We start from the raw sequence: 22,662 nt of genomic DNA, 5'->3' as shown, positions 1-22,662 counted from the left end.
GGGCTTACTGACAGGTGCTTAGTTCGACTTGACCGCGTAATCCGGCTTCTTGTCGTTGCCTTCGATGAACGGGCTCCACGGCTGGGCGCGGACTGGGCTGCTGGTTTCCCAGACCACCGAGAACTGCCCGTCTTCCTGGATTTCACCGATCATCACCGGCTTGTGCAGGTGGTGGTTGGTCTTGTCCATGGTCAGGGTGTAGCCGCTCGGTGCGGCGAAGGTCTGGCCGTAAAGGGCGGTGCGCACTCTATCGACATCGGTGGTGCCGGCTTTTTCCACGGCCTGGGCCCACATATGGATGCCGACGTAGGTGGCTTCCATCGGGTCGTTGGTCACGGCCTTGTCGGCACCTGGCAGGTTCTTGGCTTTGGCGTAAGCCTTCCACTTGGCGACGAATTCGCTGTTGACCGGGTTCTCTACCGACTGGAAGTAGTTCCACGCAGCCAGGTGGCCGACCAGCGGCTTGGTGTCGATGCCGCGCAGTTCTTCTTCACCCACGGAGAAGGCCACGACCGGAACGTCGGTGGCTTCCAGGCCCTGGTTGGCCAGCTCCTTGTAGAACGGCACGTTGGAGTCGCCGTTGACGGTGGAGATCACCGCGGTTTTGCCGCCCGCGGAGAACTTCTTGATGTTGGCGACGATGGTTTGATAGTCGCTGTGACCGAACGGGGTGTAGACCTCTTCGATGTCTTTTTCAGCCACGCCCTTGCTGATCAGGAAGGCGCGCAGGATCTTGTTGGTGGTGCGCGGGTAGACGTAGTCGGTGCCGAGCAGGAAGTAGCGCTTGGCCGCGCCGCCGTCTTCGCTCATCAGGTACTCGACCGCTGGAATGGCCTGCTGGTTTGGCGCTGCGCCGGTGTAGAAGACGTTCGGCGACATTTCCTCGCCTTCGTATTGCACCGGGTAGAACAGCAGGCCGTTGAGCTCTTCAAACACCGGCAGTACGGATTTGCGCGACACGCTGGTCCAGCAGCCGAACACCACGTCGACCTTGTCCTGGGTCAGCAGCTGGCGGCCTTTCTCGGCGAACAGCGGCCAGTTGGAGGCGGGGTCAACCACCACGGCTTCCAGTTGTTTGCCGTTCACGCCGCCCTTGGCGTTGATCTCGTCGATGGTCATCAGCGCCATGTCTTTCAGCGAAGTTTCCGAGATGGCCATGGTGCCGGACAGCGAGTGCATGATGCCGACCTTGATGGTCTCGGCGGCCTGTACGGTCCAGGTCATGCCCATGGCGGCGATGGAAGCGGTGAGGGTAAAGGCCTTGATCAGATTGCGACGTTGCATGGTGCGATCGTCCATTGACGAACTTAAGTGTTTGAGCTGCTGGTTTTTAGTTGTTTGTCTGGCAGTTGAAACAGGGCATGGCCCTGGGTCTTCACTTCAGGTCTTCACCTCTGGTGCTGGCATGACGCGCTGACGCGCGCTGTGCAGCATGTGCAGGGTGATCTTGCGCACTTCCGCCTTGCTGACCTCTATATGGGTCTTGAGCAATAGCTGTGCCTCTTCGCACCGGCGCGACAGAATCGCCCCGAGTATTTGTCCGTGTTCCTCATAAGTGGCCGCCACGCGCGGGCTCTGGGTGAAGTCCAAGCGCCTGATAATGCGGATTTTCTCGCTGACCTCGGCATGCAGACGGGCCATCTCGCGGTTGCCTGCGGCTTCCACCAACTGGCAGTGAAAACGCTCATCCAGGCGCGATACTTCGCGGCCGTCCTGCAAACGCTGCTCGGGTTGCACCAACCAGGTGCGCTTGAGTTGCTCCAGGGCAGTGCAGTGCTCGTCTTGGGCGCGTGCGCACAAACGCCGTACGGCTTCCAGTTCGAGGACGATGCGCACTTCGTACAGCTCCTCGAAATGCGCGAAGTCGAACGGCTTGACCTGCCAGCCGCTGCGGAAATACACCTGCAAATAGTCCTCGCGCTGCAGGCGATACAGCGCCTGGCGCACCGGCGTACGGCTGACCGCCATGCGCTCGGCGATCTCGCCCTCGGAAAAGCGATCACCCGGCAGCAGGCGGAACTCGAAGATGTCGTCCTTGAGCTGCAGGTAGATGCGCTCGGCGAGGTTCTCCGGGCGTTCCTTGCCAGGTGCGGACGCGCTGACCAGCTGCATTTCAGGCCGCCTCGGTGGGGGCGAGCAACAGCAGCGCATCGCCAGGGGTAACCGCCTTGCCGGGTGCGCAGCGCAACGACTTGACCGTGCCGGCCACCGGTGCGGTTACCGCCAGTTCCATTTTCATCGCCTCGACCACCAGCAGCGGCGTGCCGGCTTCCACCTGCTGACCGGGCTCGACCAGCACCTTCCATACGCTGCCGCTCATCTCGGCGTTGACCATATTGCCGTCGTTGTCGCCATCTTCATCCGGGCCGTTGATCAGTACGGCGGCCTCGCTTGGGTCGTCGTCACGCCACAGCTGTACTTCGGCGTCGAAGGCGGTCTTCTGCTGGTTCTGGAAGGCTTGAATGCTGCCTGCGTTGGCGTCGAGAAAGCGCTGGTACTCGGCAAAGTCGAACTCGCTGTGCTCGATGCGCACCTGCGCGCGGCCCTCGCGGAAGGCTTCGCGGAATGCATCCAGCTCGGCCTCGCTGACCGGGTAGAAGCGCACCTGATCGAAGAAGCGCAGCAGCCAGGGCTGGCCATTCTCGAACTGGGCGTTCTTCACGTACTTGTTCCAGATCGGCAGGGTGCGACCGACCAGTTGATAGCCGCCGGGCGAGTCCATGCCGTAGATGCACATGTACATGCCGCCGATGCCCACGGTGCCCTCAGCGGTGAAGGTGCGCGCCGGGTTGTACTTGGAGCTGAGCAGGCGATGGCGTGGGTCCAGCGGCACGGCGCGTCGAGGTAGACGTCGCCGAGGCCGAGGATCAGGTAGCTGGCGTCGAACAGGATGTCGCGCACCTGCTCGCGGCTTTCCAGGCCATTGGCGCGCTGGATGAAGTCGACGTTGTTCGGCAGCCAGGGTGCCTCGCTGCGCACGGTTTCGCGGTAGCGCTCGACAGCGGCGAGGGTGGCGCTGTCCTCGAAGGCCATCGGTAGATGGACGATACGGGTCGGCACCTTGAGTTCGGCGACATCGCCGAGCTGGCGCTCCAGGCGCAGCAGGTGTTCGAGCAGGGTGCGCTGGTGCAGCACACGGCTGTCATAGCGCAGCTGCAACGAGCGCACGCCGGGGGCGAGTTCTTCCAGACCCCGTAGTGGCTCGGCCTTGAGTGCCTCCATCAGCAGGTACACACGCAGGCGCAGGGCCAGCACGTTGTCGCCGTATTCCAGCAGGATGTAGGCGTCGCCGGCCTGGCGATAGACCGCGCGCGGGCGGCTGCCTTCAGCGGGCAGCTCGGCCAGCACGGTGGCGAAAACGGTGCTGTCCGCTTGCCGCGACGGCGCCGGCAGGGTCGCCGCGCTGATCGCCGCCAATGCCTCGATGCTGCCCAGTTGCGCCTGCTCCAGGCTCTGCGCTTGCTGGAAACCGATGGGGTGGAAGCGCAGCTTGTCGCCGGGCTTGACCTGGCCGACCTTCCACAGCTCGGCCTTGGCGATGGTCACCGGGCAGACGAAACCGCCGAGGCTGGGGCCGTCCTTGGTCAGGATCACCGGGAAGTCGCCTGTAAAGTTGATCGCGCCGATGGCGTATTCGCAGTCATGCACATTGGATGGGTGCAGGCCGGCTTCGCCGCCGTCGGCTCGTGCCCAGCTCGGTTTCGGCCCGCTCAGACGCACACCGAGACGGTTGGAGTTGTAGTGCACCTCCCATTCGGCGGCGAAGAACTCCTCGATGGCTTCAGCGGTGAAGAAGTCCGGCGCACCGTGCGGGCCGTAGAGCACGCCGATGTTCCAGGTGGTGCCGTAGCTGGGGATCAGGCTCGGGTGCGCAGCCTGTGGTGGCGCGACCGGCGCGGGCGTGGTGCAGGCCGCTAGTTGCGGTTGCGAAATGGCCAGCATATCGGCGGTACGCAGGGTGCGCCCGGCATGCCCGCCGAACTGGCCTAGGGCGAAGGTGGAGCGGCTGCCCAGGTACAGCGGTACGTCCAGGCCATTGCGCACGGCCAGATAGGTGCGGCAGCCGCTGAGCGCGCGGCCCAGCTTGAGCACCTGACCGGCCTTGACCACGACTGGCTGCCAGTAGGCCACTGGCGCATCGTCCAGGGTGGCCGGGCAATCGGCGCCGGTCAGGGCGATCAACGCGTCGCTGTGAAAGCGCAGTGTCGGGCCTTGCAGGGTAAATTCCAGGCCAGCGGCTTCGGCCGCATTGCCGACGATGCGGTTGGCCAGGCGGAAGGCGAAGTCGTCCATCGGCCCGGACGGCGGAACGCCGATATCCCAGTAGCCGAGGCGGCCGGGGTAATCCTGCACGCTGGAATAGGTGCCGGGCTCCAGCACTTCGATCACGCTGGCCTTGAACGCGAAGCTGTCGAGCAGGCGCGTCCACACCTCACCCTTGGCGAAGCGCTCATCGGCCACCACCTGGCGCAGGTAGTCGAGGTTGCTGGCGATGCCGTGCAGGCGGGTTTCGCCCAGGGCTTTTTGCAGTTTGCCGATGGCTTCGTCACGAGTCGCCGCATGGACGATCAGTTTGGCGATCATCGGGTCGTAGAAGGCTGAAACCTCGCTGCCGGTGCTGACCCAGCCGTCGACGCGCACATCGTCCGGGAAATGCACGTCGGTGAGCACACCCGGGCTGGGCTGGAAGTTCTTCAACGGGTCTTCGGCGTAGATCCGCACCTCGATGGCAGCGCCTTGCGGGGCGCGGTCGAGCGCGACCCAGTCCAGCGCATCGCCTGCGGCCACGCGCAGCATGCACTCGATCAGATCCAGGCCGGTAACCATCTCGGTGACCGGGTGCTCGACCTGCAGGCGGGTGTTCACTTCGAGGAAGTAGAAGTCGTCGCGGGCGGCGTCGTAGATGAATTCCACGGTGCCGGCGCTGCGGTAGTTCACCGACTCGCCGAGCTGCACGGCGGCGGCGTGCAGGCGCTCGCGGGTGGCCTGCGACAGGTTCGGCGCCGGGGTTTCCTCGACCACCTTCTGGTTGCGCCGCTGCAGCGAGCAGTCGCGCTCGCCGAGTGCGGCGACGCGGCCGACGCCGTCGCCGAAAATCTGCACTTCGACATGCCGTGCCTGATCGACGAAGTGCTCGAGGAATACGCCGGCATCGCTGAAGAACTGTTCGCCCATGCGCTTGACGCTTTCATAGGCGCTTTCCAACGCGGCGGCGTCGCTGCAGCGGGTCAGGCCGATGCCGCCACCGCCTGCGGTGGTCTTGAGCATCACCGGGTAGCCGATGCTTTCAGCGGCGCTCAGCGCTTCTTCCAGGCTCTGCAGCAGGCCGGTGCCTGGTGCCATCGGCACCTGGGCCTGGGCGGCCAGTTCACGGGCGCGGTGCTTGAGGCCGAACTCGCGAATCTGCTCGCCGGTCGGGCCAACGAAGGCGATCCCAGCGGCTTCGCAGGCATCGGCGAACTCGGCGCTTTCCGAAAGGAAGCCGTAACCGGGGTAGATGGCCTGCGCGCCGGTTTCCTGTGCGGCGGTGAGAATCTTGTCGATACGCAGGTAGCTGTCGGCCGGTTTGTCGCCGCCCAGGGCAATGGCGATATCGGCGTCGCGTACGTGCTGGGCATTGCGGTCGGCGTCGGAATAGACGGCGACACTTTTCACGCCCAGGCGCTTGAGCGTGCGGATGGCGCGGACGGCGATCTCGCCACGGTTGGCGATCAGTACGGTATGGAACATGGGTTATCCCTTCCTCTGTTCTTAGCGGCTTGCAGGCTGGCGATATAGGCGCGCCAGCCGCCAAAGCTGGTGATATCGCGCGCGCCATCCAGAGCATAGGGCTCGCAGATGAAACCCTTGACCCAGCGACCGTCGGCCAGCTCCAGGTTGCCGATGCCCAGCGGCAGCGGGATCTCGGCGACGAATTCGCCGAAGCGCGCCTGCGGCACGTCCCACAGCTCGACGATGATCTCGGCGCCGTCCTTGGCGACCCGTGCCAGGCCCGGTTTGGGCGGGACGGTGCCGGGCAGGGCGTAGAGGCGGTAGCTGGCGGTGCTGGTGGTTTGCTCGACCAGCACGGCATCGCGAGTGGTGAGCTGGAAGTTCAGCGGCATGCCGGTCAGGTGCGCGCCGACCACGGCCACGCGGATGCTGCCTGGTGCGGGTTTATCGCCCGGCGCCTGCACCGGCAGCGGCTGGCCGGTGGCGCCCAGCGGCAGGGCCAGCGCCTGTTGCCAGCGTTGGCCGAAGGTGGCCAGGGCCTGGTCATGCCAGGCCGGGGCGATCAGGGTAATCCCGGCCGGTAGGCCGTCGGCACGAAAGCCGGCGGGTAAGGCCAGGGCGGCGAGGTCGGCGAGGTTGGTGTAGGTGCCGAACTGGCTGTTGAACAGCACCGGTTCGTCTTCCATCTCAGCGAGGCTGCGGATGGTCGGTGAGGTCGGTACGACCAGAGCATCGAAACCGCCCAGGATGTCGTTGATCGTGCGGCTCAGTTCGGCGCGAATGTACTGGGCCTTGTAGGCGTCGCAGGCGCTGTACGTGTGGCCGTTTTCGACGATGCCGCGCACCACCGGGTTGATATGTGCAGGGTCGACATCTTCCAGCGCCACCGTGCGCTCGGCGACCCAGCTGCCGTAATACAGCTGCTCGGCCAGTTGCTGGAAGGGGGCGGAATTGATCTCCACCAGCTCGGCGCCCAGTTCGCGCAGTGTGCCCAGCGCTTGCTCGAAGACAGCCTGGTTCTGCGTGTCGCCGAAGAACTCAGGGTTGCTCGGTATCGCCAGGCGCGGCTGGGCCGGCATACCCACTTTGGCGCTGCCTGGGTTTTTGCGGCTGTAGGGATCGACTGCGTCATAGCCGCCGGCAATCTGTGCCACGCTCAGGGCATCGCTGACGGTCAGGGCAAATACCGAGATGCAATCCAGCGTTTTGCAGGCTGGCACCAGGCCTCTGTTGGACAGCCAGCCTTTGCTGGGTTTGAGTCCGACAATATTGTTGAAACCGGCCGGTACGCGGCCGGTACGCGGCCGGAACCGGCGGTGTCGGTGCCCAGGGCGAACGGCACCAGACCGCGCGCCACGACGCTGGCCGAGCCAGAGCTGGAGCCGCCGCTGACGTAGGCCGGGTCGAAGCTGTTGCTGGCCGCGCCATAAGGCGAGCGGGTGCCGACCAGGCCGGTGGCGAACTGATCAAGGTTGGTTTTGCCGATCAGGATCGCGCCCGCAGCGCGCAGCTTGGTCACCACTGTGGCGTCGGCTTTGGCGGTGTAGGCGAATTCAGGGCAGGCCGCTGTAGTGGGCCAGCCGGCGGCGTCGATATTGTCCTTGATGGCAAAGGGCACGCCGTACAGCGGCAGCTTGCTTAGCTCGCCGTTGGCCGCGTCGAGCAGCGCTGACAACGTATCGAGTTGGCTATTGAGCTGCGCTTCGCTGGCCAGAGCAATCCAGGCGCTGTCATCGGTGCGCAGTTCCAGGCGCAGGGCGTGCAGCAGTTCGGCAGGGGATTGGCCGTCGCGGTAGGCCTGTTGCCATTGCGCGAGGGTGAAAGCGATCGGTGCGTTGGACATGCTTCGAGATTCCATCTTGTATCCAAGTTGGAGTCGCTAGAGCAATGAGGATGCCAGTTTCTATTAATACATCTATATCAAGTGCTTAGCTTGATTCTGGCGCTGCGGGCGGCTGGGTGGGAGAGGTGCGCTGCACCGTGGTGGGGCCGCGTTGCAAGCGGATGGTGCAGCGGCGTAGCCCGGATGAAATCCGGGGCAGACCATATGCTTATCGCGGTTTACGGCACCAGGTAGTTCTTTACCCCGGTAAAGATGATCTGCGCGGCCAGCGCGCAGACGAACAGGCCCATCAGACGGCTGACAATCTGCAGGCCCTGGTCGCCGAGCAGGCGCTCGAACTGGTTGGACAGGTACAGCACCACGCCCACTGTGAGGCTGGCCAGGACTATGCCCAGCACGGCCACGGCCTTGTCGCCCCAGTCCGGCTGGCTGGCACCCATCAGCAGCAGCGCACCGATGGTGCCGGGGCCGACGGTGAGCGGGATGGTCAGCGGCACGATGGTCACGTCCTGCTGCACGTTGTCGCTCTGCACTGCCGATTTGCCCTGGGCCATGCCGAGAGCTGAGATAAACAGCAGGCTGCCGGCACCGATGCGGAAGGCGTCGATGGTGATACCGAACAGGGTGAAGATATGTTTGCCGAACAGGTACAGCAGCACGCTGGCGATCAGCACGCCGGCGGCGACCTTCCAGGCCAGGCGCTTGCGCTCCTTGACCGTGTAACCACGGCTCAGGCCGATAAAACACGACAGCACGAAGAACGGGCTATAGAGCACCAGCAGTTTCAAATACAGGCTGAACAGCGCGGACGCCATGGAAAGGACTCGTCTCGATAAAGAAGGGTGGCAGGGTAAGCGTGTAGCGGTTGCCGGGCAATCAATCCAGCTCAGGACGGCAGGGCGTCGCGTTGGCGGCGGATTTCCCGTTCGGCGACCCAGTGTTCGATCAGCTCGCGCAGTTGCGACATTTCCACCGGTTTGGACATGTGCCCGTCCATACCGGCCTGACGGGCGCGCTCTTTGTGCTCATTGAGGATATGCGCGGTAAGCGCAACCACTGGGGTGCGTGCGCGCTGTTCGGCGGTTTCCCAGGCACGCAGCTGCTCGGTGGCGGAAAAGCCGTCGAGCACCGGCATTTCGCAGTCCATCAGCACCAGGTCGTACTGCTGGGCCTTCATTGCGCTGAGAGCCTCTTCGCCATTGCTGGCGGTGTCGGGCTGCAGGTTGAGTTTGCCGAGCATGCCGCGGATCACCTTGGTGGAGATGGTGTTGTCCTCGGCCACCAGGATGCGGAAGTCATTGGGCACGTTCAGTGGTGTGCTCTGTGGTGCCGGGTTGAACATCGGTGAGTCGCCCTTGCCGCGCTGCGCCAGTTCATCGGCCAGGGTGGTCTTCAGGGTGTAGCCGGCCACCGGCTTGGCCAGGATGCGTTTGATCCCGGCGTTGCGCGCGATGATCTTGCTCGGCGCATTGCTGATACCGGTGAGCATGATCACCAGGATGTCGTGGTTGAGGTTGGCGTCTTCCTTTATCCGCGCGGCCAGCTGCATGCCGGTCATGCCGGGCATGTCCTGATCGAGCAGCACGGCATCGAAGTATTCACGTAGATGCGCCTTGGTGCGCAGCAGGGCCATGGCTTCTTTGCCCGAGGGCACGGCGCTGACCTGCATGCCCCAGGCGCTGCACTGCTGCACCAGAACCTTGCGGCAGGTGTCGTTGTCATCCACCACCAGCAGGCGCGCGCCTTGCAGCGAGGTGTCGAGGTCGGCGGTAGGTTGCTCCAGGCGTGTAGCGTCCAGGGGCAGGGTCAGCCACAGGGTCGAACCCTGGCTGCCGCCGCTCTGGATGCCGAACTCGCCTTCCATTAGGCGCACCAGCTGGCGGGCGATGATCAGGCCAAGTCGGCCGCCGAGTTTGGTCGCGGCAAGGAAGTCCTTGCTGTGCAGTTCGGCATTCAGCAGCGCATCGCGCTCGCTGGCATCCAGCGGCTTGCCGCTGTCCTGCACGGCGATGCGCAGGCGCGGCTGCTCGGTATTGGTGTCGAGCGCTACCACCAGGAGGATTTCGCCTTCATCGGTCTGTTTGAAGGCGTTATCCAGCAGGCTCAGCAGGGTCTGGCGCAGGCGGGTGGGGTCGCCGCTGATCACCCGTGGCACTTGCGGCTGCATAAAGCTGATCAGCTCGACCTTCTGCTGTTCGGCCTTGGCGCGGAAGATATCCAGGCAGTCTTCGATCAGCGCGTTGAGGTCAAACTGCACGTCGTCCAGCTCGATCTGCCCGGATTCGAGCTTGGAGATATCGAGGATTTCGTTGATCAGGGTAAGCAGCTCGTTGCCCGAGCTGTGGATGGTCTGTACGTAGTCGCGCTGCTTGGCGGACAGCGGGGTGCCGAGCAACAGCTCGGTCATACCCAGCACGCCATTCATCGGGGTGCGGATTTCGTGGCTGATCTTGGCTAGAAATTCCGCCTTGGCTTTCAATTCGGCGGAGCTTGCGGCGAGGGCGCGGCTGGTGCTGAACTGGTCCTGCATGATGCGTCGCTGTCGCTCGCTCAAGGCCATGCTGAGGATAAAACCGCTGACGGCGGTGACGGCGAGCAGGCCGTAAGCCATCCACTCACTCTGCACCGCCCAGTAGCCGAACAGGATTGGCAGGGCGCAGATAAAGGCTGCACAGAACAGCAGCGCCGCCAGGCTGAACAGCCGTGCAGGCTTGTAGCCATGGCGCCAGTGTGTCAATGCAACCATGAGGATGCTCAGGCCGGCGACGGCGTTGAGCAGGTAGGCCAGTTGATTGAACTGCAGATTGGTTGCCACCAGCAGGGCCACGCAGACCAGGCTGATGACCACCACTTCGCCAGTGAGCAGGTGGTTCAGCGGCGTGCTCGGGCAGACCTTGTGGAAAAAGCTGGCGGTAAAACACAGGGCACAGAGTGCGGCCAGCAGCATCGACAGGTTGGCGATCTGTGGCTGCAGGCTTTGCCATTCGCTGAGCCAGGGCGTGCTGATCCCAAGCAGGCTGACCACCGCCACTAGCTGGCAGACCTGGGTGGCTGCCAGCCACAGGCCGCTCATGGCCCGGGTGTAGGCAAAGCGCACCAGGTTGTAGGCCACCAGCATGCCGAGGCAGCCGAGCAGCAGGCCGAACAGCAGCGGGCGGTTGTCATCGGCGACCATGGCTTGCGCGCTTTGCAGGGTAATGCTGGGGCGCAGTGAATGTTCCGAGGCCAGGCGCAGGTAGATATCCAGCGGCTGTTCGGCTTTGGGCAGTGGCAGGAGGAAGTCGCGGCTGGCCAGGGGGCGACTGGAAAACGGCAGGTTGCTGCCGGTGTGCGCCTGCTCGATCAGCGTAGCGCCTTGCAGCACGTACAGGTCGAGGTAGGCCAGGTAGGGCGCGAATACTCGCAGCATGTGCGCATCGGTGTTGGCCGGCATGCGGTGATGCAGCCATAGCGCGCTGTTGCCGCCGGGGGTGTAAAGCTGGGTGAGATCGGTGGGGCGGAACTGTGCCTGGCGCTCGGGGCTGCTTACATCATTGAATTGCAGCTCGGCACTCGGGTCGGTAAGGCTTGACCAGGATGCCTGCGCCCCTGCCTGAGCCGACGCTACGGTGAGCGCCATCAGCAGCGTGCTGAGTAGCAGGTAAGTGGCAATCCTCAGCCGGCGCACAGTGAAGTCCCTTCAGTAATAAGTGGTCGGATTATAGCCAAGCTGTTCGCGAGGGAAATATGACAAAGGTGGCCAATTGGCCACCTTTGTCGTGTTTTACCCTTTATTTACCTTCACTTATCCCCGCGTTCGCGGGCAATGGCGCGGTAACCGATATCGTTGCGGTAAAAGCTACCGTTCCAGCGAATCTTCTCGGCCAGGCGATAGGCCTGCTGCTGAGCTTCTTCAACCGTACGACCGATGGCGGTGGCGCAGAGTACGCGGCCACCTGCGGTGACGATCTGGCCGTCCTTCAGCGCGGTGCCTGCATGGAAGACTTTGCCCTCCAATTGTGCGGCCGCATCCAGACCTTCGATCACATCGCCCTTGGCGTAATCGGCCGGGTAACCACCAGCAGCGATCACTACGCCTACAGTCGGGCGCGGGTCCCAGGTGGCTTCGACCTTGTCCAGCGCCTTGGCCAATGCGGCTTCGACCAGCAGCACCAGAGAGGATTCCAGGCGGCACATGATCGGCTGGGTTTCTGGGTCGCCGAAGCGGCAGTTGAACTCGATAACTTTGGGCTTGCCAGCCTTGTCGATCATCAGTCCTGCGTAGAGGAAACCGGTGTAGACGTTGCCTTCGCTGGCCATGCCACGCACGGTCGGGTAGATGACTTCGTCCATTACGCGCTGGTGCACCTCGGCGGTGACCACCGGGGCCGGCGAGTAGGCGCCCATGCCGCCGGTGTTCGGACCGCTGTCGCCGTCGCCGACACGCTTGTGGTCCTGGCTGGTGGCCATCGGCAGCACGTGCTCGCCGTCGACCATGACGATGAAGGAAGCCTCTTCACCATCCAGAAACTCTTCAATCACCACGCGGGCGCCGGCGTCGCCGGACAGCATGTCGCGCACGGCTTCTTCGGCTTCTTCCAGGGTCATGGCGACGATCACGCCTTTACCGGCGGCTAGGCCGTCGGCCTTGATCACGATCGGCGCGCCTTTCTCACGCAGATAGGCCAGCGCCGGCTCGACTTCGGTGAAGTTCTGGTAGTCGGCGGTGGGAATGTTGTGGCGCGCCAGGAAGTCCTTGGTGAAGGCCTTGGAGCCTTCCAGCTGGGCGGCGGCGGCGGTTGGGCCGAAGATGTCCAGGCCGCGCGAACGGAACAGGTCGACCACGCCCTTCACCAGCGGCGCTTCCGGCCCGACTATGGTCAGCTGCACGTTCTTCTCGGCGAAGTCGGCCAGTTGCTCGATGGCCAGTACGTCGATGGCGACGTTCTCGCATTTAGCTTCGGTGGCGGTGCCAGCGTTGCCCGGGGCAACGAAGACCTTCTCGACACGTTTGTCCTGCGCCACTTTCCAGGCCAGGGCGTGTTCACGACCGCCGCTGCCGATGATCAGTACGTTCATCTTTATCTCCTTGTGGAGGCGGGCTGGTAGCCCGGTTGGTGGATAGAAAAAGCGCTATCCACCCTACGAAATCGGTACGAAGTAGGGTGGATGGCCGCAGCCATCCACCAGCCAATCAATGACGGAAGTGGCGCATGCCGGTAAACACCATCGCAATGCCCGCTTCGTCGGCAGCAGCAATCACTTCGGCATCGCGCATCGAGCCACCCGGCTGGATCACCGCAGTGATGCCATTGGCCGCCGCGTTGTCCAGGCCATCGCGGAACGGGAAGAAGGCGTCGGAGGCCATTACCGAGCCGGCAACCTGCAGGCCTGCGTGCTCGGCCTTGATCGCGGCGATACGGGCAGAGTTGACGCGGCTCATCTGGCCGGCGCCGACGCCGATGGTCTGGCGGCCCTTGGCGTAAACAATTGCGTTGGATTTGACGAACTTGGCCACTTTCCAGGCGAAGATCAGGTCATGGATTTCCTGCTCGCTCGGTGCGCGCTGGGTGACGATCTTCAGGTCTTCCGCCTTGATCATGCCAATGTCGCGGCTCTGCACCAGCAGGCCGCCGTTGACCCGCTTGAAATCCCAGCCAGCGCTGCGTTCGGCCGGCCATTCGCCGCATTCCAGTAGGCGCACGTTGGCCTTGGCGGCGACGACATCACGGGCGGCCTGGGAAATTTTCGGGGCGATGATCACTTCGACGAACTGGCGCTCGACGATGGCTTTCGCTGTTTCGCCGTCCAGTTCACGGTTGAAGGCGATGATGCCGCCAAACGCGGATTCAGTGTCAGTGGCGTAGGCCAGTTCATAGGCCTGGCGGATGCCGCCTTCGCTGTCCAGGGCCACGGCCACGCCGCACGGGTTGGCGTGCTTGACGATCACGCAGGCCGGTTTGACGAAGCTCTTCACACATTCCAGCGCGGCGTCGGTGTCTGCGACGTTGTTGAACGACAGTTCCTTGCCCTGCAGCTGCACGGCGGTGGCGACGCTGGCCTCGCCCTTCTGTGCTTCCACGTAGAACGCCGCGCTCTGGTGCGGGTTCTCGCCGTAGCGCATTTCCTGGGCCTTGATGAACTGGCTGTTGAAGGTACGCGGGAAGGCGCCGCGCTCTTCGGTGGAGAGGGTGTCGCGGCTCTGGTCGATGGTGCCCAGGTAGTTGGCGATCATGCCGTCGTAGGCAGCGGTGTGCTCGAAGGCCTTGAGGGCCAGGTCGAAGCGCTGGGCGTAGCTCAGGCCGCCGGCCTTGAGCGACTCGACGATGCCGGCGTAGTCGCTGGCGTTGACCACGATGGCCACGTCTTTGTGGTTCTTCGCGGCAGAGCGGACCATGGTCGGGCCGCCAATGTCGATGTTCTCGATGGCGTCGGCCAGGTCACAACCCGGCTTGGCTACAGTGGCTGCGAAGGGGTAGAGGTTGACCGCGACCAGGTCGATCGGCTTGATACCGTGCTCGTCCATCACTGCGCCGTCGATGGCGCGACGGCCAAGGATGCCGCCGTGGATCTTCGGGTGCAGGGTCTTGACGCGACCGTCCATCATTTCCGGGAAGCCGGTGTAGTCGGCCACTTCCACGGCGGCGATGCCGTTGTCCTTGAGCAGCTTGTAAGTGCCGCCAGTGGAGAGAATTTCCACATTCAGGGCGACGAGCTCGCGGGCAAACTCGAGGATGCCGGTCTTGTCGGAAACGCTGATCAAGGCACGGCGAACGGGGAGGCGGGTGGTCTGGTCGGTCATTTCAGAATCCATCAGAGCGGGGATATCAGCAAAAAAGGCGGCTCATGTGGGTCGCCCTTTTCGGGAGTTCGTGGTTACAGCAGGTCGTATTGCTTGAGCTTCTTGCGCAGGGTGCCACGATTCAGGCCGAGCAGCTCGGAGGCCTTGGTCTGGTTGCCCTTGACGTAATTCATCACGGTTTCCAGCAGCGGCGCTTCCACTTCGGTGAGCACCAGGTTGTACACGTCACTGACGTCTGCGCCCTCAAGATGGGCGAAATAATTGTGCAGAGCCTTCTCAACGCTGCCGCGCAGGGTTTGCCCCTCTTCGTTTGGCGTATTGAGATGCTGCTTCAAACTGCTGTTGTCACTCACGGGAGCCATTCCACTCTCTAAGGTCTCAGTCAACATCGTCATGCGGCCACCCCTTCTCCATTGTTATGACGTTCGCTGAAAAACTCGCGAACGTTGGTGCACTGCGCGTCCGTACTGTCCAGACGATTGAATTGGGCGCGAAACTCCTTGGCGCCCGGCAAGGTTGCGAGATACCAGCTGACATGTTTGCGGGCAATCCGCACGCCCATCACATCGCCATAGAAGGCGTGCAGGGCTGTCAGATGTTCAAGCAGAATGCGTTCCACCTCGCCCAGGCTCGGCGCCGGCAACTGCTCGCCGGTCCGCAGGTAGTGTTCGATTTCACGGAATATCCACGGCCGGCCCTGAGCCGCGCGGCCAATCAGCAGGCCATCGGCGCCAGTGGCTGCCAATACGGCCTTGGCCTTTTGCGGCGAGTCGATATCGCCGTTGGCCAACACCGGAATCGACACCGCCTGCTTGATCGCGGCGATGGTCTCGTACTCGGCTTCGCCCATATACAGGTCGGCGCGAGTGCGGCCGTGTACAGCCAAGGCGACAATGCCGCTGTCTTCGGCGATTTTCGCCACGGTGATGCCGTTTTTGTTCTCGCGGTCCCAGCCGGTGCGGATCTTCAGTGTCACCGGCACATCCACGGCGGCGACCACAGCCTGAAGAATCTCGTGAACTAACACTTCGTCTTTCAATAGGGCGGAACCGGCGGCCTTGTTGCAGACCTTCTTGGCCGGGCAGCCCATATTGATGTCGATAATCTGCGCGCCCATTTCCACGTTGCGTCGCGCCGCCTCGGCAAGCATCTCGGGATCGCCACCGGCGATCTGTACCGAGTGGGGTTCTGGATCACCGCTGTGCATCATGCGCAGACTCGACTTGCGGGTGTTCCACAGGCGCACATCGCTGGTGACCATTTCCGACACCACCAGGCCTGCGCCCATACGCTTGCACAGCTGTCGAAACGGCTGGTCAGTGACGCCCGCCATAGGGGCGAGAATCAGCGAATTTGGCAATGTGTAGGGGCCGATGCGTAGCGCCGACATAGGGCTTCTCTGCTCAAGAGACCAGCTGTTGAACAAATAGGAGAGTGCGAAAAAGGGTGGGCATGATACCCGCTCTGGATGACCGGAGAAAGGCTGTTTTGAACAAATTCTGAACAGCTCTGGGCTTGTCGCGAAGGGTTTGGTTGCTGCGGATTTTCAAGCAGTCCGCAGCGTGCAGGCTATTCCGGCGAGTGGAAGCTCAGGCTGTAGTTCACCGCCTGGGTGCCGGGGTCGAGGATGTCCAACGAGATGTGAATGGGCGTCTGAGGCGGCATTTCCGCGTTGCCGGCCAGCTCGCCAGCAAGGTATTCGCTGGGCTTGAAGCGGCGGCTGGCGAGCAGCTGGCCATTGATGTCGGCGAAGCGCATTTCCAGCAGCGGGAAGGGCTGGGAGAACGCCGCGCGGTTGTAAAGGATGGCGTCGACCACCAGGGCGCCGCTGAATTCCGGGTGGCTGCGCACCACCAGGTTGCTGCTCTTGACCTGAGTGATGTCGACCTTGGATGGCAATTGGCAGCCGACCGCCGGGCAGAGTTGCTCGAACCAGGGGCGGTATTGATCCTGGCGCGCCAATTCATTGAAGTGATACATCACGTACTGGCCAGCCAGTGCGGCAGCTCCCAGCAGATTCAGTAGGCCCCAGCCGATCCAGCGGGCCCAGGGTTTCTTCGGCTGTTGCCAGTCCAGTTGCAGTGGCTCGTCATCCAGCTCGAACAGGTGCTCGTCACGCAATTCGGGCTCGCTGCGCGCGGTCTTTTTCCGCGCCATTACGGCCGGTGCTTCATCGCGCGGGCTGTCTGTCGGCGCGCCAAATGGCTCGCGCTCGGCATGTAGTTCAATGTGCTCGATTTCCGGCTCGGGGTGGCGGCGGTCAAGGCTGTTGAGGTCAAGCGGCGGCTCGTCATCGGGCTCGTTGACTGGTTCTGGTGTTGCGTGAGCGGGCGGAGCCGGGCGTGCTGGCGGAGTCAGTGGCTGAGGTTTGATGCTCAGGCTGGCAGTTGGCTTGCTCAGTTCGTCCTGCAGCAGGGCTTCGGCCCAGCGCTCGTCGTGCGGGTCGTGCTCAACCGGCTCGGGCGTTAGAAAGCTTTCGTTAAATTTCGGTGCGCTATCAATCGCCAGGAACTGTTTGGACAGTTGCTGTTCCTGGGCTTCGAGCTTGGCCAGTTCTTCATCCAGATCGAGGCTGTCGAGATCCAGGTCGTCGTGAATCCACAGTGTGTCGCTGGCTTTGCTGCTGGCCGGCGCGGCTGGTATTGCAGGGCGCGCGCTTGGCACTGCTTGCGGCGGCGCAGGCGGTTTGCTGGGCTGTGGTGCTGGTGCTGGTGCTGCGGCTGGTGCCGCAGGTGGCGGCAGTTGCTGGCCCTGCTCGCGCAGCTGTTGCGCGGCATTGAACACATGCAGGCAGGCTCCGCAGCGCACGGCACCATGGGCGGCACCCAGCTGCGTGAGGTTCACGCGAAAGCTGGTGCGGCAATGGGGGCACTGGGTGACGAAGCTCTGGGTCATGCGGCGATCCGGCTAAACGAGGCGGCTAGTCTAACGCAAGTGCTTGGCAATGCAGCAGCTGTGCGTACTGGGGCGGTTAGCGGCGTACGCCACTGATGCGCACCCAGCCGTCTTTATCGGCGGTCGGGTCCAGAATAAAGGCGTCGTTATAGGCGGCGCGCACCTCTTCGGCCTGTTCGGCGAGGATGCCCGACAGCGCCAGGCGCCCGCCGGACTTGACCAGGCTGGTGATCTGCGGGGCCAGCGCTACCAGTGGGCCGGCGAGGATATTGGCCACGACGACATCCGCAGGTTGTTGCGGCATGTCTTCAGGCAGGTAAAGCGGGAAGCGCGCGTCGTCGATGCCATTGCGCTGGGCATTGTCGCGTGAGGCTTCGAGGGCCTGGATATCGATATCGGTACCAACTGCTTGCGGTGCGCCGAGCAACAGAGCGGCAATCGCCAGGATGCCCGAGCCGCAACCGAAATCGATCACGCTGCAATCCTGCAGGTGCTGGCCATCCAGCCATTCCAGGCACAGCGCGGTGGTCGGGTGGGTGCCGGTGCCGAAGGCCAGGCCTGGGTCGAGCAGCAGGTTGACTGCCTCCGGCTCCGGTGCGGCGTGCCAGCTGGGAACAATCCACAGACGTTGGCCGAAGCGCGTCGGGTGGAAACCGTCCATCCAGCTGCGTTCCCAGTCCTGATCGGCGATCACTTCGGCCTGGTGCTCCGGCAATTCGGCACCGGTCAGCAGTTGCAGGTGGGCAAATACCGCGTTGGCGTCGGTATCGGCTTCAAACAGGGCAAGCAGGTGAGTGTGCGACCACAGTGGCGTGGTGCCCAGGTCCGGCTCAAAAATCGGCTGATCTTCGGCATCCATAAAGGTCACCGATACCGCACCGACTTCCAGCAGCGCATCTTCGTAGGTTTCCGCCTGCTCCGGGGTGATGGCGAGACGGACTTGTAACCAGGGCATGGGAAACCTCGTGAGCGTTGTGGCGGGATGGCGCAAATTGGCGCGCAGCTTACTTGAAGCGGTGGTACGGCTGCCACCGCTTGCGGTCGACAGAAACGACAAAGGCTGCCGAATGGCAGCCTTTGTTTAGCATTTCAGTCATGACATCGCGAGCTAGAGCGGGACAAGGCAAAAACGGCCGGAGAAGCGGAGTTTACGTCTGTAAATGAGCATTCCTCGGCCGTTTTTAACACAGTACCGCCGACGCGCAGCAGGTCATAGGGCTTAGTGCTTATCCATACCCAGTTTTTTCTCTAGATAGTGAATATTCACGCCGCCTTTGCAGAAGCCTTTATCGCGGACCAGATCGCGGTGCAGGGGCACGTTGGTCTTGATGCCGTCGACGACGATCTCGTCTAGGGCGTTGCGCATACGGGCCATGGCCTCGTCGCGGTCCTTGCCATAGGTGATGATCTTGCCGATCAGCGAGTCGTAGTGCGGCGGTACGCTGTAGCCGCTGTACAGGTGCGAGTCCATCCGCACGCCGTTGCCGCCTGGCGCGTGGAAGTGCTTGACCTTGCCAGGGCAGGGCATGAAATTGTCCGGGTCTTCGGCGTTGATCCGGCACTCCAGCGAGTGGCCGCGAATCACCACGTCACTCTGCTTGAACGACAGCCTGTTGCCAGCGGCGATGCTGAGCATCTCCTTGACGATGTCGATGCCGGTGACCATTTCCGATACCGGATGCTCCACCTGAACGCGGGTGTTCATCTCGATAAAGTAGAAATGCCCATCTTCGTAGAGGAACTCGAAGGTGCCAGCGCCGCGGTAGCCGATCTCGATGCAGGCATCGACGCAGCGTTGTAGCACTTCGGCGCGGGCCTTTTCATCGATGCCCGGTGCCGGCGCTTCTTCCAGTACCTTCTGGTGGCGGCGCTGCAGCGAGCAATCGCGATCACCCAGGTGGATGGCGCTGCCCTGGCCGTCGGAGATGACCTGGACTTCCACGTGACGTGGATTGCCGAGGAATTTCTCCAGATAGACCATCGGGTTGCCGAACACCGAGCCAGCTTCGCTGCGGGTCAGCTTGGCCGATTTGATCAGGTCTTCTTCCTTGTACACCACGCGCATGCCGCGACCACCGCCGCCGCCAGCGGCTTTGATGATCACCGGGTAACCGACCTCACGGGCAATCGCCAGGGCGGTTTCCTCGTCTTCCGGCAGTGGGCCGTCGGAGCCAGGCACGACCGGTACACCGGCGCGTTTCATGGCGTCCTTGGCCGAGACCTTGTCGCCCATCAGGCGGATGGTCTCGGCTTTCGGGCCGATAAAGGCAAAACCGGAGTTTTCCACCTGCTCGGCGAAGTCGGCGTTTTCCGCGAGGAAGCCGTAGCCCGGGTGAATGGCGGTAGCGCCGGTGACTTCAGCTGCGCTGATGATCGCCGGAATATTCAGGTAGGACAGCGCGCCAGGGGCCGGGCCTATGCACACCGACTCGTCGGCCAGGCCCAGGTGCATCAGTTCGCGGTCAGCGGTGGAATGCACCGCAACGGTCTTGATGCCCAGCTCTTTACAGGCGCGCAAGACGCGCAGGGCGATCTCGCCGCGGTTGGCGATCAGAACTTTTTCCAACATCGCAGGCTCTCCGCGGATCAAACGATGGTGAACAGAGGTTGATCGTATTCCACCGGCTGGCCGTTCTCGCCCAGGATGGATTCGATCACGCCGCTGGTTTCGGCCTCGATGTGGTTCATCATCTTCATCGCTTCAACGATGCAGAGAATGTCGCCTTTCTTCACGCTCGAACCCACTTCGACGAAGTTGGCCGAAGTAGGGCCGGAAGCGCGGTAGAAGGTGCCGACCATCGGCGAGCGCACCACAGTGCCATTCAGCTTGGCGGCAGCCGGTGCAGCAGCTTCGGCAGCGACCGGTGCTGCAGCCACTGGCGCGGCGGCCGGAGCCGGAGCCTGGGCGTACACTGGCTGTTGCATAAAGGCCGGCTGCTTGCTATGACGGCTGATGCGCACGGATTCTTCGCCTTCGCGAATCTCCAGCTCGTCGATACCGGATTCTTCCAGCAGCTCGATCAGTTTTTTGACTTTACGAATATCCATAGTGGTTCAACTCCCGGTGAGGTCAGGGGCGCTTAAGTATAAGTTGTTCGAGTGCAGCCTCCAGGGCCAGTCGATAACCGCTGGCGCCAAGGCCGCAGATCACTCCCACCGCAACATCTGAAAAGTAGGAGTGATGGCGGAAAGCTTCGCGTTTGTGCACGTTGGACAAATGCACTTCGATGAATGGGATGCTCACTGCCAGCAATGCGTCACGTAATGCGACGCTGGTGTGAGTAAAAGCGGCAGGATTGATCAGGATAAAGTCGACACCTTCGCCTTTTGCGGTGTGAATACGGTCAATCAGCTCGTACTCGGCATTGCTCTGCAGGTACAGCAGGTGGTGGCCTGCCTCGCGCGCCCGGCGCTCCAGGTCGAGGTTGATCTGCTCCAGGGTAGTGGCGCCGTAGGTGCCCGGCTCACGGGTGCCGAGCAGGTTGAGGTTGGGGCCGTGCAATACCAGTAGGGTCGCCATGGCGGTGCTTCCTTGTTTTTCTACTGCGCAGGACTATGCCGCGACAGCGCGGGGCTGTCCAGTTCTCAGCAATAGTCGACACGATGACCGCAAATTGCGGCAAATATATGACTCGGGGCGTTAAAAACGTTCACGTGCGGTGCTCAGGCGCGCAGCAAAGGTCGCCGCATCCACCTCACCTACGACACGCAAATCCAGCCATTCGTCACCCTTGGCGTCGAACAGCAGAATCGCCGGTGGGCCGAACAGCTGGTAGCGGTCGAGCAGGGCGCGCTGCGCGGGATTGCTTTCGGTGATGTCGAAACGCACCAGCTGATAGTCGCCCAGCTGGCGGCCGACTTCCGGGGCGTTGAGCACTTCGCGTTCGATCACCTTGCAGCTGATGCACCAGTCGGCATACCAGTCGAGCAGCAGTGGCTTGCCATTGTTCTTTGCGGCGAGCAGAGCGCTATCCAGCTCGGCGGGAGTCGTGATGGTTTGCCATTGACCGGATTGCACCTGCTGCGTCGCTTCTACGCTACTGACCGACCGACCGAGCGGGCGTAGCGGATCATCCTGCCCCTGCAGCGCACCGACCCAGGCCAACAGGGCGTAAACCAGCAGGGGTAGGCCGAGCAGTTGGGCGAGTTTCTGGTGATGAGTTTTCGGCGTCAGTTCCAGCGCGCCGAGCCACAGTGCGATGCCTGCAGCTAGCATGCCCCACAGCGCCAGGCTGACTGGGCCGGGTACCACACGCTCGAGCAGCCAGATCGCCACGGCCATCAGCAGTGCACCGAACAGGTTGCGCACGGTGAGCATCCAGGGCCCGGACTTCGGCAGGAATGCACCGCCACCGACAGCAAACAGTACCAGCGGCGCGCCCATGCCCATGCCTAGCGCCAGCAGCTTGAGGCCGCCGCCGAGGGCGTCGCCGCTGGCGCTGATATACAGCAATGCGCCGGCCAGTGGTGCGGAGACGCAGGGTGAAACCAGCACGCTGGACAGCACGCCGAGCGCCGCAGCGCTAAAGATGGTGCCGCCGTGCAGGCGTTGGCTCAGGCGCTGCAGGGGGCCGTCGATGGCGGCTGGCAGGCGCAGTTCGAGAAAGCCCAGGCTGGCCGCGCCGAACAGGGCGAAGAAGATCGCAAAGGGCACCAGCACCCAGGGCGATTGCAGGCGCGCCTGCAGATTCAGTTCCGCGCCGAACAGGCCCATCAGCGCGCCGAGAATGGCAAAGCTCAGGGCCATCGGCAGCACGTAGGCCAGTGCCAGCACCAGGCTGCGCATACCGCCCGGCTGGCCGCGCAGCACCACGCCGGTGAGGATCGGCAGCATCGGCAGCACGCAGGGGGTGAAGGTCAGCGCCAGGCCGCCGAGGAAGAACAGCGCCAGGTCGGTCCAGCTCCACGGCGTTGCGGCATTGGGTGCAGCACTGCCGGCTGTTGCACCGCCGCCAATCGCCAGCACTTCGGTTTCCGGTGGGTAGCACAGGCCTTTGTCGGCGCAGCCCTGGTAGTTGACGCTGAGGTTGAAGGGGCGATTGTCCGGGTTGTCGACCGGCACCTCGACATCCAGTACCTCGTAGTACACCTCGACATCGCCGAAGTAGTCATCGGTCTTGGCCTTGCCTGCGGGCAGAACGGCCTGGCCCACGCTCACAGCGGCGGGCTCGCTGCTGAAACTGAAGCGATGGCGATACAGGTAATAACCTTCGGCAGCGACAAAGCGCAGTTTCACCGACTCGCTGGAGCTGCTGATCAGGCTCAGCTTGAACGCCTCGCGTACCGGCAGGAAGTCTGCGCTGTTGTTCAGTGGGGCGCCGAACTGCGCAGGGACGGGGGGCTTATCGAACAGGCCGGCGCTGGCCGGCAGTACGACCAGAAGCAGGCTGAGTAGACGGTGCATGGCAGGCTCGTGATGCGGGAATCGCCG

At 63.0% G+C, this 22,662-nt stretch carries 14 protein-coding genes and 2 pseudogenes; all 16 read right to left on the bottom strand.

From position 1 onward, the window contains the following. Positions 1-18: 18 nt before the first annotated feature. Positions 19-1,284 carry an urea ABC transporter substrate-binding protein gene (gene urtA / locus BLW24_RS03375; protein WP_090387617.1) on the bottom strand — a complete coding sequence of 422 codons (1,266 nt, stop codon included), beginning with the start codon at positions 1,282-1,284 and terminating at the stop codon, positions 19-21. A 96-nt stretch (positions 1,285-1,380) separates the two neighbouring features. Then, complete coding sequence (locus tag BLW24_RS03370; RefSeq protein WP_090376690.1) at positions 1,381-2,112, bottom strand: GntR family transcriptional regulator; 732 nt, start codon at positions 2,110-2,112, stop codon at positions 1,381-1,383. A gap of 1 nt (position 2,113) precedes the next feature. Further along, positions 2,114-5,730 (bottom strand): annotated as a pseudogene (uca, locus tag BLW24_RS03365) (urea carboxylase). Beyond that, positions 5,712-7,555, bottom strand: a pseudogene (gene atzF / locus BLW24_RS03360) (allophanate hydrolase). Before atzF ends, uca begins: the two co-directional pseudogenes overlap by 19 nt. A 218-nt stretch (positions 7,556-7,773) precedes the next feature. Next, positions 7,774-8,370 carry a MarC family protein gene (locus BLW24_RS03355; protein WP_090376687.1) on the bottom strand — a complete coding sequence of 199 codons (597 nt, stop codon included), beginning with the start codon at positions 8,368-8,370 and terminating at the stop codon, positions 7,774-7,776. Positions 8,371-8,441: 71 nt separating this feature from the next. After that, the gene (locus tag BLW24_RS03350; protein ID WP_208600131.1) at positions 8,442-11,222 is read right to left on the bottom strand and encodes a hybrid sensor histidine kinase/response regulator; all 2,781 of its coding nucleotides are present in this window, start codon (positions 11,220-11,222) and stop codon (positions 8,442-8,444) included. A gap of 113 nt (positions 11,223-11,335) precedes the next feature. Next, positions 11,336-12,613, bottom strand: a complete 1,278-nt coding sequence (purD, locus tag BLW24_RS03345) for a phosphoribosylamine--glycine ligase (RefSeq protein ID WP_090376683.1) — start codon at positions 12,611-12,613, stop codon at positions 11,336-11,338. 115 nt (positions 12,614-12,728) lie between these two features. Further along, positions 12,729-14,336 (bottom strand): bifunctional phosphoribosylaminoimidazolecarboxamide formyltransferase/IMP cyclohydrolase, encoded by a 1,608-nt coding sequence (gene purH / locus BLW24_RS03340; RefSeq protein ID WP_090376680.1) that lies wholly within the window; start codon positions 14,334-14,336, stop codon positions 12,729-12,731. 74 nt (positions 14,337-14,410) lie between these two features. Then, positions 14,411-14,731 carry a DNA-binding transcriptional regulator Fis gene (fis, locus tag BLW24_RS03335; protein ID WP_090376677.1) on the bottom strand — a complete coding sequence of 107 codons (321 nt, stop codon included), beginning with the start codon at positions 14,729-14,731 and terminating at the stop codon, positions 14,411-14,413. Then, positions 14,728-15,726: a tRNA dihydrouridine synthase DusB gene (dusB, locus tag BLW24_RS03330; RefSeq protein WP_090376674.1), complete on the bottom strand. Its 999-nt coding sequence runs from the start codon at positions 15,724-15,726 to the stop codon at positions 14,728-14,730. The genes fis and dusB overlap by 4 nt, the downstream gene beginning before the upstream one ends. A gap of 179 nt (positions 15,727-15,905) precedes the next feature. Then, on the bottom strand, positions 15,906-17,231 hold the full coding sequence (locus BLW24_RS03325; protein WP_090376670.1) for a DUF3426 domain-containing protein: 1,326 nt from the start codon (positions 17,229-17,231) through the stop codon (positions 15,906-15,908). Between the two features lie 76 nt (positions 17,232-17,307). Next, complete coding sequence (prmA, locus tag BLW24_RS03320; protein ID WP_090376667.1) at positions 17,308-18,186, bottom strand: 50S ribosomal protein L11 methyltransferase; 879 nt, start codon at positions 18,184-18,186, stop codon at positions 17,308-17,310. A gap of 264 nt (positions 18,187-18,450) precedes the next feature. Continuing rightward, positions 18,451-19,800 (bottom strand): acetyl-CoA carboxylase biotin carboxylase subunit, encoded by a 1,350-nt coding sequence (gene accC, locus BLW24_RS03315; RefSeq protein WP_090376664.1) that lies wholly within the window; start codon positions 19,798-19,800, stop codon positions 18,451-18,453. Positions 19,801-19,817: 17 nt separating this feature from the next. Beyond that, a complete protein-coding gene (accB, locus tag BLW24_RS03310; protein WP_090376661.1) occupies positions 19,818-20,279 on the bottom strand; it encodes an acetyl-CoA carboxylase biotin carboxyl carrier protein in 462 nt (153 codons plus the stop codon). Between the two features lie 22 nt (positions 20,280-20,301). Continuing rightward, positions 20,302-20,751, bottom strand: coding sequence for a type II 3-dehydroquinate dehydratase (aroQ, locus tag BLW24_RS03305; protein WP_090376657.1), 450 nt, complete (start codon positions 20,749-20,751; stop codon positions 20,302-20,304). A 120-nt stretch (positions 20,752-20,871) separates the two neighbouring features. Continuing rightward, positions 20,872-22,635 carry a protein-disulfide reductase DsbD gene (locus BLW24_RS03300; RefSeq protein ID WP_090376654.1) on the bottom strand — a complete coding sequence of 588 codons (1,764 nt, stop codon included), beginning with the start codon at positions 22,633-22,635 and terminating at the stop codon, positions 20,872-20,874. Positions 22,636-22,662: the final 27 nt, after the last annotated feature.

This window comes from Pseudomonas anguilliseptica (genome assembly GCF_900105355.1).
GTDB classification, from domain to species: Bacteria; Pseudomonadota; Gammaproteobacteria; order Pseudomonadales; family Pseudomonadaceae; genus Aquipseudomonas; species Aquipseudomonas anguilliseptica.
This window is presented reverse-complemented; position numbering and strand designations above follow the sequence as displayed.

What these genes read in the sequence shown, in the direction of transcription:
- purH (WP_090376680.1), bottom strand. Translation starts at nt 14,336, where the DNA reads ATGACCGACCAGACCACCCGCCTCCCCGTTCGCCGTGCCTTGATCAGC.
- dusB (WP_090376674.1), bottom strand. Translation starts at nt 15,726, where the DNA reads ATGTCGGCGCTACGCATCGGCCCCTACACATTGCCAAATTCGCTGATT.
- BLW24_RS03355 (WP_090376687.1), bottom strand. Translation starts at nt 8,370, where the DNA reads ATGGCGTCCGCGCTGTTCAGCCTGTATTTGAAACTGCTGGTGCTCTAT.
- accC (WP_090376664.1), bottom strand. Translation starts at nt 19,800, where the DNA reads ATGTTGGAAAAAGTTCTGATCGCCAACCGCGGCGAGATCGCCCTGCGC.
- fis (WP_090376677.1), bottom strand. Translation starts at nt 14,731, where the DNA reads ATGACGATGTTGACTGAGACCTTAGAGAGTGGAATGGCTCCCGTGAGT.
- BLW24_RS03300 (WP_090376654.1), bottom strand. Translation starts at nt 22,635, where the DNA reads ATGCACCGTCTACTCAGCCTGCTTCTGGTCGTACTGCCGGCCAGCGCC.
- aroQ (WP_090376657.1), bottom strand. Translation starts at nt 20,751, where the DNA reads ATGGCGACCCTACTGGTATTGCACGGCCCCAACCTCAACCTGCTCGGC.
- BLW24_RS03370 (WP_090376690.1), bottom strand. Translation starts at nt 2,112, where the DNA reads ATGCAGCTGGTCAGCGCGTCCGCACCTGGCAAGGAACGCCCGGAGAAC.
- prmA (WP_090376667.1), bottom strand. Translation starts at nt 18,186, where the DNA reads ATGCCCTGGTTACAAGTCCGTCTCGCCATCACCCCGGAGCAGGCGGAA.
- purD (WP_090376683.1), bottom strand. Translation starts at nt 12,613, where the DNA reads ATGAACGTACTGATCATCGGCAGCGGCGGTCGTGAACACGCCCTGGCC.
- accB (WP_090376661.1), bottom strand. Translation starts at nt 20,279, where the DNA reads ATGGATATTCGTAAAGTCAAAAAACTGATCGAGCTGCTGGAAGAATCC.
- urtA (WP_090387617.1), bottom strand. Translation starts at nt 1,284, where the DNA reads ATGCAACGTCGCAATCTGATCAAGGCCTTTACCCTCACCGCTTCCATC.
- BLW24_RS03325 (WP_090376670.1), bottom strand. Translation starts at nt 17,231, where the DNA reads ATGACCCAGAGCTTCGTCACCCAGTGCCCCCATTGCCGCACCAGCTTT.